The sequence below is a fragment of the Bradyrhizobium sp. USDA 4369 genome, from assembly GCF_054056435.1.
Map to the genome: position 1 here is coordinate 912,871 of NZ_JBSRYH010000001.1, position 13,170 is coordinate 926,040.

At 66.2% G+C, this 13,170-nt stretch carries 14 protein-coding genes; 4 read left to right on the plus strand and 10 right to left on the minus strand.

Features of this window, described 5'->3' with window-relative positions; all coding sequences use genetic code 11:
- Nucleotides 1-50: 50 nt before the first annotated feature.
- A complete protein-coding gene (locus tag ACVIJ6_RS04360) occupies nucleotides 51-218 on the plus strand; it encodes a hypothetical protein (RefSeq protein WP_456771640.1) in 168 nt (55 codons plus the stop codon).
- Here the strand turns inward: ACVIJ6_RS04360 and ACVIJ6_RS04365 are convergent.
- The 6 genes from ACVIJ6_RS04365 to ACVIJ6_RS04390 form a co-directional block, all read right to left on the minus strand.
- Nucleotides 205-804, minus strand: a complete 600-nt coding sequence (locus ACVIJ6_RS04365; RefSeq protein ID WP_456771641.1) for a 3-keto-disaccharide hydrolase — start codon at nucleotides 802-804, stop codon at nucleotides 205-207. The two genes, ACVIJ6_RS04360 and ACVIJ6_RS04365, sit on opposite strands and share 14 nt — an antisense overlap.
- Before the next feature lie 97 nt (nucleotides 805-901).
- Nucleotides 902-1,762 carry a D-amino-acid transaminase gene (locus tag ACVIJ6_RS04370; protein WP_456771642.1) on the minus strand — a complete coding sequence of 287 codons (861 nt, stop codon included), beginning with the start codon at nucleotides 1,760-1,762 and terminating at the stop codon, nucleotides 902-904.
- 123 nt (nucleotides 1,763-1,885) lie between these two features.
- The gene (locus tag ACVIJ6_RS04375) at nucleotides 1,886-3,268 is read right to left on the minus strand and encodes a M20 family metallopeptidase (protein ID WP_456771643.1); all 1,383 of its coding nucleotides are present in this window, start codon (nucleotides 3,266-3,268) and stop codon (nucleotides 1,886-1,888) included.
- Between the two features lie 331 nt (nucleotides 3,269-3,599).
- Nucleotides 3,600-3,755, minus strand: a complete 156-nt coding sequence (locus ACVIJ6_RS04380; RefSeq protein WP_456771644.1) for a hypothetical protein — start codon at nucleotides 3,753-3,755, stop codon at nucleotides 3,600-3,602.
- Between the two features lie 364 nt (nucleotides 3,756-4,119).
- On the minus strand, nucleotides 4,120-5,784 hold the full coding sequence (locus tag ACVIJ6_RS04385; RefSeq protein WP_456771645.1) for a thiamine pyrophosphate-binding protein: 1,665 nt from the start codon (nucleotides 5,782-5,784) through the stop codon (nucleotides 4,120-4,122).
- 318 nt (nucleotides 5,785-6,102) lie between these two features.
- On the minus strand, nucleotides 6,103-7,227 hold the full coding sequence (locus ACVIJ6_RS04390; RefSeq protein WP_456776898.1) for an alkene reductase: 1,125 nt from the start codon (nucleotides 7,225-7,227) through the stop codon (nucleotides 6,103-6,105).
- Nucleotides 7,228-7,326: 99 nt separating this feature from the next.
- Between ACVIJ6_RS04390 and ACVIJ6_RS04395 the strand changes: the two genes are divergently transcribed.
- Nucleotides 7,327-7,713, plus strand: coding sequence for a winged helix-turn-helix domain-containing protein (locus ACVIJ6_RS04395; RefSeq protein ID WP_456771646.1), 387 nt, complete (start codon nucleotides 7,327-7,329; stop codon nucleotides 7,711-7,713).
- Between the two features lie 151 nt (nucleotides 7,714-7,864).
- On the plus strand, nucleotides 7,865-8,716 hold the full coding sequence (locus tag ACVIJ6_RS04400) for an SDR family NAD(P)-dependent oxidoreductase (protein WP_456771647.1): 852 nt from the start codon (nucleotides 7,865-7,867) through the stop codon (nucleotides 8,714-8,716).
- Nucleotides 8,717-8,729: 13 nt separating this feature from the next.
- Here ACVIJ6_RS04400 and ACVIJ6_RS04405 read toward each other — a convergent pair whose 3' ends face one another.
- From ACVIJ6_RS04405 to ACVIJ6_RS04420, 4 genes are all read right to left on the minus strand, one after another.
- On the minus strand, nucleotides 8,730-9,926 hold the full coding sequence (locus ACVIJ6_RS04405; protein WP_456776899.1) for a hypothetical protein: 1,197 nt from the start codon (nucleotides 9,924-9,926) through the stop codon (nucleotides 8,730-8,732).
- Nucleotides 9,926-10,930, minus strand: a complete 1,005-nt coding sequence (locus ACVIJ6_RS04410; protein ID WP_456771648.1) for a hypothetical protein — start codon at nucleotides 10,928-10,930, stop codon at nucleotides 9,926-9,928. The genes ACVIJ6_RS04405 and ACVIJ6_RS04410 overlap by 1 nt, the downstream gene beginning before the upstream one ends.
- 302 nt (nucleotides 10,931-11,232) lie before the next feature.
- Nucleotides 11,233-11,508, minus strand: a complete 276-nt coding sequence (locus tag ACVIJ6_RS04415) for a YiaA/YiaB family inner membrane protein (RefSeq protein ID WP_250172602.1) — start codon at nucleotides 11,506-11,508, stop codon at nucleotides 11,233-11,235.
- Between the two features lie 61 nt (nucleotides 11,509-11,569).
- On the minus strand, nucleotides 11,570-12,268 hold the full coding sequence (locus ACVIJ6_RS04420; RefSeq protein ID WP_456771649.1) for a PspA/IM30 family protein: 699 nt from the start codon (nucleotides 12,266-12,268) through the stop codon (nucleotides 11,570-11,572).
- A gap of 101 nt (nucleotides 12,269-12,369) precedes the next feature.
- On the opposite strand from ACVIJ6_RS04420, the gene ACVIJ6_RS04425 reads away from it, so the two are divergent.
- Nucleotides 12,370-12,996, plus strand: a complete 627-nt coding sequence (locus ACVIJ6_RS04425) for a TetR/AcrR family transcriptional regulator (RefSeq protein WP_456771650.1) — start codon at nucleotides 12,370-12,372, stop codon at nucleotides 12,994-12,996.
- Nucleotides 12,997-13,170 lie beyond the last annotated feature (174 nt).

A 13,170-nucleotide genomic window follows, 5' to 3' on the forward strand; every position in this document is an offset into this window, starting at 1 on the left:
GGAAACGAAGTGCCGCCCCACATCGGTGAAAGATGAGAAAGGAGCCTGCAATGCCCGCCATGCTCGAACTGGTGACGCTGGCCCGCCTGGCCCACCATCCGCTGCAGATGATGGCGCGCCGCTGGTACTGCAAGAGCCTCTACCGGGTGAGCCGCGGCCAGCGCCGCTGCCCGGAATGCTCGGCCGCGACAGCGGCCACGGCCGCTACAGCGGCTTGATCTGCACCTTCTTGAACTTCACGACGCCCGAGCCGTATTGCAGGGCGATCGGCCCCGCCGCGTGCTTGCTGTCGTCGACGTCCGCGGTCTTCTCGCCGTTGAGGATCACGGTCAGCCGGGTGCCCTTGGCCGTGATCTCGTAGGTATTCCACTTGCCGCCCGCTTTCGGCATCGGATCGACCTTCGCCACGTCGACGATCGCGCCGGTGCCGTATTTCGGATCGGGCCGCTTGTCGAAGATGTTGACCTCGTAGCAGATGTTGGAGTCGATCTTGTCCGACTGGTCGCAGCGGATGAAGATGCCGCTGTTGGCGGCGTCGTCGACCCAGAATTCGGCCTTGATCTGGAAATCCTTGTAGCTGGTCTTGGTGACGAGATAGGACGGATCCTTGCCGTCGAGCTTGTCAGCCGAGAGCGCGCCGTCCTTGGCTGCCCAATTCGCCTTGCCGACCTCGGTGAACTCGACCTTCCTGTCGCCGTCGACCAGTGTGACCCAGCCGTCATCGGCCGACGCCGTCCCGATCCCATTCAACGCGGCGCCCGTCATGACCAGTCCGGCCGCAAGCACGCCCCAGCGATAACGCATCGAAACTCCTCCCTGACATTTTCTGTTGCTTGGCCACGATAGCAAAGCGCCGGACAATGCAAACGAGTTTCGATGCTGCACCTGCTCTGTCGTCGAACTACACCGCCGTCGCCCGGGCAAAATCGACATAGATCTCGCGCAGCCGCGTCGCCACGGGCCCGACCTTGCCGTCGCCGACCGGCTTGCGGTCGATCGTGACCACCGGCTGCACGAACGAGCTCGCGCTGGTGATGAAGGCCTCCTTGGCCGCGAGCGCTTCCGCGACCGTGAACAGCCGCTCCTCGACCTTGAGCTGGCGCTCCTCGGCGAGCTTCATCACCGCCTTGCGGGTACAGCCCGGCAGGATGGCGTTCGAGTTCGGCCGCGTCACGATCACGTCATCCCGGGTCAGGATGAAGGCCGTGGACGAGCCGCCCTCGGTGACGTGACCGTCCTCGACCATCCAGGCCTCGCTCGCGCCTGCGGCTGCAGCCGCCTGCTTGGCCAAGACCTGCGCCAGCAGCGCCACGCTCTTGATGTCGCGCCGCTCCCAGCGGATGTCAGGCACGGTGATGACGGCGATGCCCGCTTTCGCCGAGGGCGCATCGACGATGGTCTTGGCCGTCACGAACATCACCAGGGTCGGCCTGACGTCGCCCTTCGGAAACGGAAAGTCACGGCCCTTGTCGGCGCCGCGCGTGACCTGCAGATAGACCATGCCCTGGTCGAGCTGGTTGCGCGCAACCAGCTCCTTTTGCAGTTCCTCGATGCGCGCGAGGCTCTCGGGCAATGCCAGCCCGATCTCGCCGACCGAGCGCTCCAGACGGGCGAGATGCGATGCGCTGTCGACGAGCTTGCCGTCGAGCACCGCCGCCACCTCATAGATGCCGTCGGCAAACAGGAAGCCGCGATCCAGCACCGAGACCTTGGCCTCGGACAGGGGCATGAAGGCGCCGTTGACGTAAGCGATGGGCTCCAAGGAAGCATTCTCCTATTGGGTACGACGTCTGCAGAACGAAATGCTGCAGGATCGTCTCTGGTTCACCTCGCGGTTGGCGAAGAATATCTCATCTGCAGCGAACGCTCGTGCGTCCATCCCAGCTCACAACGGCTTCCCCAGCTCGCCGAGATCCCAGAACAGCCCGGCCATCAGCCCGAGCGCCTCTTCCGTCACATCCAGCAGGATATGCTCGTCCGGCGCATGCTGCGAGCAGCCGGGATAAGAGTGCGGCACCCACATGGTCGGCATCTTCAACACGTCGGCAAACACGTCGTTGGGCAGCGATCCGCCGAAGTTCGGCAGCACCGCGGGCGCCTTGCCGGTGCTCATGCGAATCGAATCGGCGGCCCATGTGATCCAGGGGCTGTCGATGTCGGCGCGCGAGGCCATGAAGCCCTGCGCCTTGCTGACCTCGATCATCGGGAAGCCGTGCGCGGCGAGATGGGTCTTCACGTCGTCGACGATGCTGTCGACCTTGGTGCCGACCACGAAGCGCAGCTGCAGCACGGCGTTGGCGCGGCCGGGAATCGCATTCGCCGGCTTGTCGATATTGCCCGAGGAGATCGCCAGCACCTCGAGCGTGTTCCAGGCGTACAGCCGCTCCGCCGGCGTCAGTCCCTCCTCGCCCCAATTGTCGGACAGCGCCGGCTCGTCGGCGGTCGGCTCGACCTTCACATCGGCGAGGATGGCGCGGATCGCATTGGTGAGGCGCGGCGGCTTCAGCGAGTCAAGCTTGATGCGACCATGGCCGTCGACCAGCGTCGCAATCGCATTGGCGAGGATCGTGGCGGGATTGGCGAGTACGCCGCCCCAATTGCCGGAGTGATTGCCGCCCTCGCGCAGATTGACGTCGAGATGCAGCCGGATGCCGCCGCGGCAGCCGAGAAAGATGGTGGGGCGCACCGTCGACAGCCGCGGGCCGTCCGAGCCGATGAAGACGTCGGCCTTCAAGGCGTCGCGATGCAGATCGGCCACCTTGGCGAGGTCGGGCGAGCCGATCTCCTCACCCATCTCGATGATGAACTTCGCATTGAAGCCGAGCTTGCCGCCGCGGGCCTCGCGCACCGCGCGCAGCGCCGCCATGTTGATGCTGTGCTGGCCCTTGTTGTCGGCGGTGCCGCGGCCATAGAGGCGGTTGCCCGCGGGCGTCACCGCCCAGGGATCGCGCCCGTCGCGCCATTCGCCGGCCATGCCATCGACGGTGTCGCCATGGCCATAGCTCAGCACGGTGGGCGCACTGTCGCTCTCGTGATAGGTCGCAATCAGGAACGGCGCGCGGCCGCTCGGTGAGGGCACGAGTTCGGAGGTGAAACCGAGTGCGGCGAAGGACGGCGTCAGCTCGTCGGTCAGATAGGCCGCGAGTTCGGCCTTGCGATCGGGATTGAGGCTTTCGGTCCGATACGCGACCCGGCGGCCGAGCTCGGCCAGAAAGTCACCGCTCGTCAGGGCCTGACGGGCGCGGGCAATTGCATCAATCCTGGTCATGGCGTTTTTCCAGTCACAACAACGCCGGGGTCATATCGGGATCATGTCGCGAGCGGAAGGGGCTCGCTTGGAATTCATTGATATCAGCCACGTCTCGGATTCCGGAACTTCGCAGGGATCGATCATGCGCATATGTCGACGTGCGCGCGACGATTCTCGCGGCGCGCTGGGCGTCCGAGGTCTGCCGGTGCGGTGCCCTCGCAAGCACGGAGGGCGCGGGGAATGCCGGGTGAAGGCCTCACCCATGGCCCGCCTGCGACAAGAAAAGCAGGCGGCAGTCACCACAGGTTCAGCAGATACTCCGGCATTCCCCGCGCGACGATTTTCACGTTTATAGCGCGCTCTCCTCGGTGTCCGGCTTGATAGCCACCGTTGCCAGCGGGATCATCATCACCCGCCGGCTTGGCGCCAGCATCGGGGCGCGCCCACACGTCTTCACGTCCGCCACCTGCCGTTCGTCGGCGCGGGTCTCCCCACGCTGCGGCATGTCAGCGGCCATCGCTCCCTGCCCCGCGTGTCGTGACGATCGCGATGCGCCTCTCCGTATCGAGGCGGGATTTCGGAAATAGAGCACATCTTCTGATATTCGTAAAATACTTTCTTGGGCCGTGCCTCGTGAGGTCGTCATTCCGGGGCATCCAAGGGCGGGACGGCGAAGCCGTTCCTGCACTTGGATGAGCCCGGGATCCATAACCACGGACCGTCGTGAGGAGAGACGGTGATTATGAACAGCTCCTACGATAAAAACCGCCTGTGGCTATGGATTCCGGGCTCACGCAGGTCGTAGACCCGCGTGCCCCGGAATGACGACGGTGGTCGTGGACGGACCTGCCCTTTGATTCACTGTCCCCTCAATTCACCGCCTTGCTCACCATCACCTCGATCAGCTTCGCTCCGGGCCGCCGGAACGCATCCGACAGCACGGGCTTCAGCTCACTGGGATCACCGATGCGCAGTGCCTCGCAGCCGAGCGAGCGAGCCAGCCCGGCAAAATCCAACGGCGGGTCGGCGAAATCCATGCCGATGTAGTTGTCGTCGCCGTGGAATGACAACAGCCGCTGCTTGATGATGCGGTAGCCGCCATTGTTGACGATGACGACCGAGAGCGGCAGCCTGTGATGGGCCGCGGTCCACAGCGCCTGGATCGAATACATCGCACTGCCGTCGCCGGAGTAGCACACCACCGGACGGTCGGGGTTGGCGAGGCTGACGCCGACCGCGGCCGGCAGGCCCCAGCCGATGCCGCCCGAGGCGAGGCCGTGATAATTGTAGCGGTCGCGATAGGGAAACAGCGCCGTCATATAGCGCGCCGAGGTCAGGCCCTCGTCGACCAGGATGCCGTGCTCCGGCATGGCCTGCGCGACCTGCAAGGCCAAATAGTCGGGATCGATCGGCATCCGCTCGCGCGCCGTCTCGATCTGCGTCGCGAGCGCGCGGCGGCGCGCGCTCCAGTTCTTCGATGACAGCTCCGCGGTACGCGCCTGCGCCGTGGCCTGCAGGGCCGCACCGCCGCGCTCGCGCAGCAGTGGCGTGAGTTGCAGCAGAGTCTCGCGGATATCAGCCTTGAGCGCGATCTCCGCGCCAAAATTCTTGCCCAGCTCCCAATCGACCAGGCCGATCTGCACGATCGGCAGGCCGTCGGGCAACGGCTCGACCTCGCTATGCACGGACATCCGCAACGGATCAGCACCGAGCACGATCAGGAGGTCATGCGGTGCCAGGAGATCCCGTACCTGCTTCTGGATGCGCGACAGCGAGCCGATGTAGCAGGGGTGCTCGGAGAGAAAATGCGCGCCATAGGGCGCGGATTGCTGATGCACCGGCGCACCCAGCGCGGACGCGAAATCCGCGGCGGCCTGCAGCGCGTTGCTCTTGACGATCTCGTCGCCGGTGATGATCACCGGCCGCTGCGCCCGCAGGATGCGCTGCGCCAGCGCCTGCAATGCATCGCTGGACGGCTGCACGCGTGCGTCGACCCGGGTGCTGCGGCCGAGATCGATGCCGGCTTCCGCGTTGAGGATATCGCCGGGCAGCGAAATGAACACCGGCCCGGTCGGCGGCGTGGTCGCAACCTTGGCGGCGCGCCTGACGATGCGCGGCAGATCCTCCAGCCTGTTGACCTCGACCGCCCATTTCACCAGCGGCTCGGCCATGCGCACCAGCGGTCCATAGAGCAGCGGCTCCATCAGGCCATGGCCCTGCTCCTGCTGGCCGGCGGTGAGGATCATCGGCGTGCCGGTGAACTGCGCGTTGTAGAGCGATCCCATCGCATTGCCGAGGCCGGGCGCGACATGGACGTTGCAGGCGACCAGCCGTCCCGAGGCGCGGCTGAAGCCGTCGGCCATCGCCACCACCAGGCTCTCCTGCATCGCCATGACGTAGGTCAGATCCGGATGGTCCTTGAGCGCGTGCATGATCGGCAATTCGGTGGTGCCGGGATTGCCGAACAGATGCGTGATGCCCTCGTCCTTGAGCAGCGCCAGGAAGGCCGAGCGTCCGGTGGTGCGGTTTTTCATGATGGGGTTTCCTCCGGGCGCGGTCTTCGTTGTTAACGTGAGCTCTCTCTCCGTCTTTGCGAGCGAAGCGAAGCAATCCAGGGGCGGCGAACAAGACTCTGGATTGCTTCGTCGCTTACGCTCCTCGCAATGACGGCCAGAACGCTGAACGATGTAAGTTCCACTGCTCACCGCCGTCATGGCCGGGCTTGTCCCGGCCATCCACGTCGGTCGGCACGCGTGGAAGGACGTGGATGCCCGGGACAAGCCCGGGCATGACGATGTGGAGACAGACGGGCGAAAACTCGGACCGCCATATGACGGCGGAGAGAGCGTGAGCTAGGCCTTCGCCATCTCCTGATACACCGGATAATCCGTGTAGCCCTTCTCCTCGCCGCCATAGAAGGTCGGGCGATGATACGGCGTCAGCGGCCAGCCGTGCTGCAGACGTGCCGGCAGATCCGGATTGGAGATGAAATAGCGGCCGAAGGCGATCGCATCGGCATGGCCCGCCTTGATCGCCACTTCCGCCGGCTCGCCGGCGAAGCCGCCGGCGCCGATCAGCACGCCCTTCCAGATTGGCCGGAACAGCTGAATCGCCGACGGCACGTTCTGCCAGTTGACGTCGGCGCGGCCGGCGCCGGAGGAGCGCGGCTCGATCAGGTGCAGATAGGCGATGCCGAGCTTGCTGAGGGCCTCGATCGCATAGGTGTAGAGCGGCATCGGCTCGGCCTCGCCGGAGCCGTTGGCAATGCCATAGGGCGACAGCCGCACGCCGACCTTGCCGGCACCGCAGGCATCGATCACGGCTTCGGTCACTTCGAGCAGGAAGCGGCAACGGTTTTCGCTCGAGCCGCCATAGCGATCGGTGCGCTGGTTGCTGCGGGTCTGCAGGAACTGCTCGATCAGATAGCCGTTCGCGCCGTGCACCTCGACGCCGTCGAAGCCCGCCGCCATCGCGTTGCGTGCCGCCTGGCCATAGGCGGCGACCAAGCCGGGAATCTCTTCGGTCTCGAGCGCGCGCGGCGTCTCGTAGGCGGCGGCCCTGCCGTCCGCCGTCATCGCCTTGAGATCGTCGCCGATCGCGATCGCCGAGGGCGCCACCGGCAGCGCGCCGCCCGGCTGGAACGAGGAATGCGAGACGCGGCCGACATGCCAGAGCTGCAGGAAGATGAGTCCGCCCTTGGCGTGGACGGCGTCCACGACCTGTTTCCAGCCGTCGATCTGCGCAGCGCTGTAGATGCCCGGCACATTCGGGCTGCCCGTGCCGGTCGGCAGCACTGGCGACGCCTCGGCGATGATCAGCCCGCCCGGCGTGGCGCGTTGCGCATAATAGTCGACGTTGAGCTGCCGCGGCGCGAGCGTGTCTTTCGCGGCGCGCATGCGGGTCAGCGGCGCCATCACGACGCGATGCTTGAGGTGATACGGACCGATCGTCAGCGGTGAAAACAGCGCAGGCAGCATTTCTCCCCCGGAGTCGTTGTGATTGTCGATTGCGGTCATCTTGTTCGCAAAACACGATGGTGGCAATGTCCGCCCGACTTCTGTGCGAGCAGACCCTCCATGCCGAAACCGAACGCCCTTCCCTCCCTCAGCCTGCGCATCGACCTCGATGACGGCAGCCGCATCGGGCCGGGCAAGATCGCGCTGTTGGAGCATATCGAGAAGCACGGCTCGATTTCGGCGGCCGGCCGCGCCATGGATATGTCCTACAAGCGCGCCTGGGACCTCGTCGACGAGATCAACCGGGTGTGCCGGCAGCCGGCGGTGGCGCGGCAAACCGGCGGCAAGAATGGCGGCGGCGCGGCGCTGACCGCGTTCGGCGCGCAGCTGGTCGAACGGTACCGCCGCATCGAGCGCGATGCCGCCTCCGCGGTCAGGAAGGATCTCGCGGCGCTGCGTAGCGACATCGCCAGACCGAGAAAGGCCCGCGGCAAGGCCGCGCCGTAACCAGTTCCATCCCGATCGCGCGCAGACGCAACCGGACCGATGCGCTCCGCGTTTCAGCCGCGAACACCTGTCATGCCCTCGGCCGCATGATCTTGCGGCCGCGTCCGAACGTCTTAGACCACCATCCCAGTGTCCTGCCGGAGAACCGCTTGTGCCCCACCCTGCATTGTCTGCCGACCACACCGCCGTCGTCACCGGAGGCGCCTCCGGCATCGGCCTTGCCGCCGCCTCGCGCTTCGCCGCCCTCGGCATGAATGTCTGCATCGCAGATGTCGACGACGCCCGGCTGCAGGCGGCGGCTGCGCAGCTCGTCCCCCTTGCCGGGCGCGGCGAGGCCATCATGACCGCCAAGGTGGATGTCAGCCGGCGCGACAGCGTGGTCGATCTCGAAGCCAAGGTGCGGCAGCGGTTCGGCGCGGTCGACGTGCTGATGAACAATGCCGGCATCCAGCCAGGCAGCAAGCTGTTCGGCCCCGACGACTATTGGCAGCGCATCCTCGGCGTCAATCTGTGGGGCATCATCCACGGTTCGCAGGTGTTCGCGCCGGATATGATCGCGCAAGGCACGCCCGCGCTGATCATCAACACCGGCTCCAAGCAGGGCATCACCACGCCGCCGGGTGATCCCGCCTACAATGTCTCCAAGGCCGGCGTGAAGGCGTTCACCGAGGCGCTGCAGCACGAATTGCGCAACACACCGAACTGCGAGGTCACCGCGCATCTGTTCATCCCCGGCTTCGTGTTCACCCCGCTCACCGCCAATGGCCGGGTCGAGAAGCCCGCCGGCGCGTGGACGCCGGAGCAGACGGTCGACTTCATGCTCGAGCGCGTCTCCGCCGGGGACTTCTATGTGCTGTGCCCGGACAATGACGTGCCGCGCGCGCTCGACGAGCGGCGCATCCTGTGGGCTGCCGGCGACATCGTCGAGAACCGGCCGCCCTTGTCGCGATGGCATGCCGATTACGCGGATGCATTCGCGGCCTTCGTCAAGCGATCATCCTGAGACGGCGTGCTGATCAGGACGCCTCCGGCGCCTGCACCAGTAGACGCCGCACCAGCGCCAGCGCGGTCTCCGTGGCCGGATCGGCGGAAATCACGGACACCGCGAGTACGATGATGTCGACCGGATCATGCGACAGCACGATCACATGCGTCGCATGGCGCGCGGTCATCAGCGCCACCATGCGCTCGACGGCGGGATCGGTCGCAGCCAGCCCCCAGGGCGCGTCAGCCCGGCGCAGCACGCGCCGCGCGGCGAGCAAGCCGCGCAGCAGCGACGGATCATAGGCGGCGAGTTCCGCCTCCCGATAGCGTCGCGCGCTCTCGAAGATCGGCTGGCGCGCGAGCTCGACGATCAGCGCGTCGCGCGTGGCGGCGGCCGATGCGCCGATGGAATCGAGCACGCCCGGCTGCCGGGCCTCCAGCACCGCGCGCAACGCGTCGCCCATCAGGCCGATCGCAAGCACGCCTGCCACCGCCACCGCGCAATGGCGCAGGAGCTGGGCCGCATCGACATCCGCCGACAAGGCGGCCGCGGCGGCGCCGAGCAAGGCCGCCCCGACGATCCGCAGCACGGTGAGCAGCACGCCTTGGCGCTGCGTCTCGTCATTCGCACCGGCGATCAGGATCGCGGTGACCGCGAGCAGCGCGCCGAGCGCGCCGAGCCGCACCGGCATGTCCGGCGCCAGCACGCGAAAATCGGTGATGATGAAGGGAATGACGAGGACCGCGCCGAAGGCGACGCGGTCGATGGCGCGGTTCTCCCAGGCGAGCAGGTCGGCGCGACCGCGGCCGATCAGCAACACCGCGCAGACGGCAAAGCCCGCGAGCTGAAATGCCGAAAGCATGGCGGTGTGGATATTTTCGAGCTCGACCGGGCCAAGCGCCCCGGCCAGCGCGAGCACGCCGCCGCCGACCAAGGCGGCCGCCTTCAGCCGGCGATGCGCATGCCGCCGCAGCAGACCTTCCGTGACGATGAGCGCGCCGAGCGGAATCAGCGCCGCCGGGATCAGCGAGATGCGGTCGAGCGTGCTGTTGTCCGTCCACCAGGCGATGCCGCGCAACAGGAACAGGGACGCCACCAGCGCCAGCAGCCCGACGAGACGGGCCGTCAGCGGTCCCCTGGGGTCGCGCCGGTGCAGCATCACGGCGGCCACCGCAAGCCCGATGGCGCCGCACAGATTGACGGCGGAATCGGCGACGACGCTCGACATCATGATGCTGTCCCGCCTGACGGCAGGCGCGGACGCAGCGTGCCGAACGGACGCTTGTCGTCGAGCCAATGCAGCAGCGGCAGGATCATCCGCTGCAGCGCCAGCACGGCCGACGCCGCCAGCAGGGCCGGCAGCGAACCGGAGGGAATCTCGCGCAGGAGATAGCGGCGGGCGGCGGCGAGATCGATGCGCCCGAGCTGCAGCAGATCGTCGCCCCTGCTGTAGTCCAGTTCGCGCGCACAATAGACGTTGTAGAGATCGTCGCGGTACTTGGGCGCATCGTCGAAGGTCTTCTTCAACGCATCCGAACCGCCAGTATAGGCATTGGTGATGACGAAGCGCGTCTCGTCGAACCCAGCGTCTTCGCCGACGCCGAACACCGCCCGGTGCGCGCGCATGATGCCGCGCGCGAGCTGCAGATGCGCGAAGCTCTGCCGCGCCTGCGGCAGCGGCGAGGGATAGACGTCGGAGAACGTCTCGCAGACCATGCCGGCCACCGCCGGCACCTGCGTGACGTTCGAGATCCATTTCGGGCGCAGGCCATCACGGATGAACAGCAGCAAGGTGGTGAGGCCGTAGAGCACGCCGGACAGCCCTTTGCCCCGCGCCTGCGGATCGACCATGACGAGCCCGAGATGGATCACCTCCTGGGTGTCACCGTCGCGCGCGACCTGCATTACCGCCAGCGCATTGAAGGCGATCGGCTGGCCGCTGGCCGCATCGGACACCAGCGTCACGATCGATCGGGCGAGCGCCTCGCGCCGTCCGGAGAATATTCCATAGGTCAGATCGCCGGCAGGCAGCGTCTTGCCGGCCACAATGCGGAGGTCGGCGACGAGCGCGGCCAGCGCCGCGTCGTCCAGGATCGTGCCCGGGCTCTCGACGATCCGCGTGCGCAGATCCGCATGCGTCCGCAGCGACAGGTCCATCGCCTCCTGTCCCAGCGCTGTCACCCAGAAGCCGATATTGCGTCTGATACGGCCGGCTGCTGCGACGATGCTCATTCCTTCATCCACCAGCCCGACACGATGCGCGCGTCGGCATCACGCCCTGCACGACTAACCTGACGCCGTTAATTCATGATCATGACGCAGGACGGAGCGTCAGCAAGGTAAACGCAGCTTAAACGCGCGCGAGCGGTCGAAAGACGTGGATGCCCGGGCCTTCCCGCCGAAGCGGCCTCGGCCGCGCCGGCGGGACGGAGCCCGGCATCAGGACCAACTCATTGAAGGCCGTCTCGCTGCAGCAGGCCATTTGTCGCGTGATGCGATCGTCCTGCCGCGGGCAGGAGAAGAGCGCCGGCGCCTCACGCCGCCTTCGACACCTCCATCAGCAGGCGCTCGGCGCGGGCGTCCTCGATGCGGTTGACGAGCTTGCTGCTCTCGTGACGGTCGCGCAGCGTCTTGGTGAGCGTGACGCAGGTCTGCACCAGCATGACGATGCCCATCGTCAAATAGCCCTTCATCCAGAGATCGATCGGCATGAAGAACACGCCGAGCGCGACGAGGAAGGCGGAGGCAGCGAATGAAACGTAAGAGAAAGTGACGAAAGCACCGCTATGGGGCTGGGCGTTCTGGTTCATGATCGGCTCCTGCTGATGAGAGATGATGGTTCGGATGGGTTAGGATTGGTGGGGACGTCAGTCAGTTGGCCGGAGCGGTGCGGCCGGCCTTCAGCCGCGCCAGCACGTCGTCGGCGGTGGTCTTGATGCGCGGGCCGAAGCCCTGTTCGGCAAGCTTCTCGGCCGTGGTGATCAGCCCCGTCGCGGCGTCCAGCTCCATCAGCGCCTCGTCGGCGGCCTGTGCCTCGATCTGCCGCTCGCGCAGCCGCTTCAAGGTCGCTTCGGCTTCCGGCAGCGTACATTCATAGGGACGCGCCGCCTCGATGCCGCCGCGGCGCAGATTGCGCACAGCCTCTGAGGCACGCGCGATGCGCCGGCCCCGATCGAGCTCGGCGATGCGCGCCTCTGCACCCGCCACATGCTTCTTCAGCCGGGTGATCTCGGTGGCGAACAGCGCCCGCGCCGTCTTGGCCGCATCGCGCTCGGCTTCCAGACCCGCGATCGCCTGCGCCGCCTCGCGGGCCAGATCCTCGCGACCGCCATCGAGCGCGGCGGTGGCGCGCACCTCGAGATCGGCAATCCGCGACAAGGTCGCTTCGAGGCGCTTGCCCTCCTGCTGGTCCTGGGCAATCGCCAGCGCCAGGGCCCGCTTGCTGCGATCGACGGCGGCGGCGGCGTCACGCATCTGCTGATCCAGGATCACCAGCGCGGTCCGATCCTGCAGCTCCTCTTCCGCCACGGCGACGGTCCCCCGAAACAGCGTCAGAACGGTCTTGAACATTGTGAACTCCCTGTTATGAGCATCGCTCATGAGGTTCTTCTAGCGCAACCATGAGCGGCGCTCAAGATATTTTTGAGCGCCGCTCATAGAAATGGTAAACGATGTCTAAAACCTTGGAACGCCGCGCCAAGCAGCGTGAAGCCCTGATCGTGGCAGCCGAGCGGGGCATCGCCGCCAAGGGCCTGTCCGGCCTGAAGACGCGTGATCTGGCCCAGGAGATCGGCGTCGCCAATGGCGCCGTCTACAATCTCGTCGCCGATGTCGATGAGCTGGTGCTGATGGTTGGATCGCGCACCTTGGCCCGTCTCGATGCCGAGTTGTCAGCGGCCGTGAGCGCCGGCCCGCCTGCCCCGGAGAACACCCTGGTACGCATCGCGGTCGCCTATTGTGATTTCGCCGCTCACAATCTCGAACTATGGCGCGCGCTGTTCGAGCATCGCATGGCCGCGGACAAGACCCTGCCCGATTGGGCCATCGCTGATCAGATGCATCTGTTTCGCCACATTCACCAGCCGCTCGCGACGCTGTTTCCGCAGCAGACGTTCGACGAAATCAGCGTCACGGCGCGTAGTCTGTTCTCGGCCGTCCATGGCATGGTCGCGCTCGGTCTGGAGCAGAAGCTGATTGCCGTGCCACTCGCTTTGCTGCGCGAGCAGATCGCGACCATGGTGAAGGCGATGGTCTCCGGCCTGGTGGCGAATTCTGCCGAGCAGCAATCTTCAAGTTAGGATGACGGTCTGACACAATCCGAGGTCAATCCTTCCTCCCCGTCATATTGATGTCCCAACAGGGCACAGTCTTCATCCGAGTTCGGCCAAACTCGACGAAGCCGACAAACTACTGCCGCATTGGCTCGTGAGGATCATGCTTGTGGTTTGCACGAGCGATCGTGCGGGATCCTG

Coding starts and splice junctions, on each gene's coding strand:
- ACVIJ6_RS04405 (WP_456776899.1), bottom strand. CDS start 9,926: ATGTCGAGCGTCGTCGCCGATTCCGCCGTCAATCTGTGCGGCGCCATC.
- ACVIJ6_RS04360 (WP_456771640.1), top strand. CDS start 51: ATGCCCGCCATGCTCGAACTGGTGACGCTGGCCCGCCTGGCCCACCAT.
- ACVIJ6_RS04420 (WP_456771649.1), bottom strand. CDS start 12,268: ATGTTCAAGACCGTTCTGACGCTGTTTCGGGGGACCGTCGCCGTGGCG.
- ACVIJ6_RS04380 (WP_456771644.1), bottom strand. CDS start 3,755: ATGCCGCAGCGTGGGGAGACCCGCGCCGACGAACGGCAGGTGGCGGAC.
- ACVIJ6_RS04390 (WP_456776898.1), bottom strand. CDS start 7,227: ATGCTGCCTGCGCTGTTTTCACCGCTGACGATCGGTCCGTATCACCTC.
- ACVIJ6_RS04395 (WP_456771646.1), top strand. CDS start 7,327: ATGCCGAAACCGAACGCCCTTCCCTCCCTCAGCCTGCGCATCGACCTC.
- ACVIJ6_RS04415 (WP_250172602.1), bottom strand. CDS start 11,508: ATGAACCAGAACGCCCAGCCCCATAGCGGTGCTTTCGTCACTTTCTCT.
- ACVIJ6_RS04410 (WP_456771648.1), bottom strand. CDS start 10,930: ATGAGCATCGTCGCAGCAGCCGGCCGTATCAGACGCAATATCGGCTTC.
- ACVIJ6_RS04385 (WP_456771645.1), bottom strand. CDS start 5,784: ATGAAAAACCGCACCACCGGACGCTCGGCCTTCCTGGCGCTGCTCAAG.
- ACVIJ6_RS04425 (WP_456771650.1), top strand. CDS start 12,370: ATGTCTAAAACCTTGGAACGCCGCGCCAAGCAGCGTGAAGCCCTGATC.
- ACVIJ6_RS04375 (WP_456771643.1), bottom strand. CDS start 3,268: ATGACCAGGATTGATGCAATTGCCCGCGCCCGTCAGGCCCTGACGAGC.
- ACVIJ6_RS04365 (WP_456771641.1), bottom strand. CDS start 804: ATGCGTTATCGCTGGGGCGTGCTTGCGGCCGGACTGGTCATGACGGGC.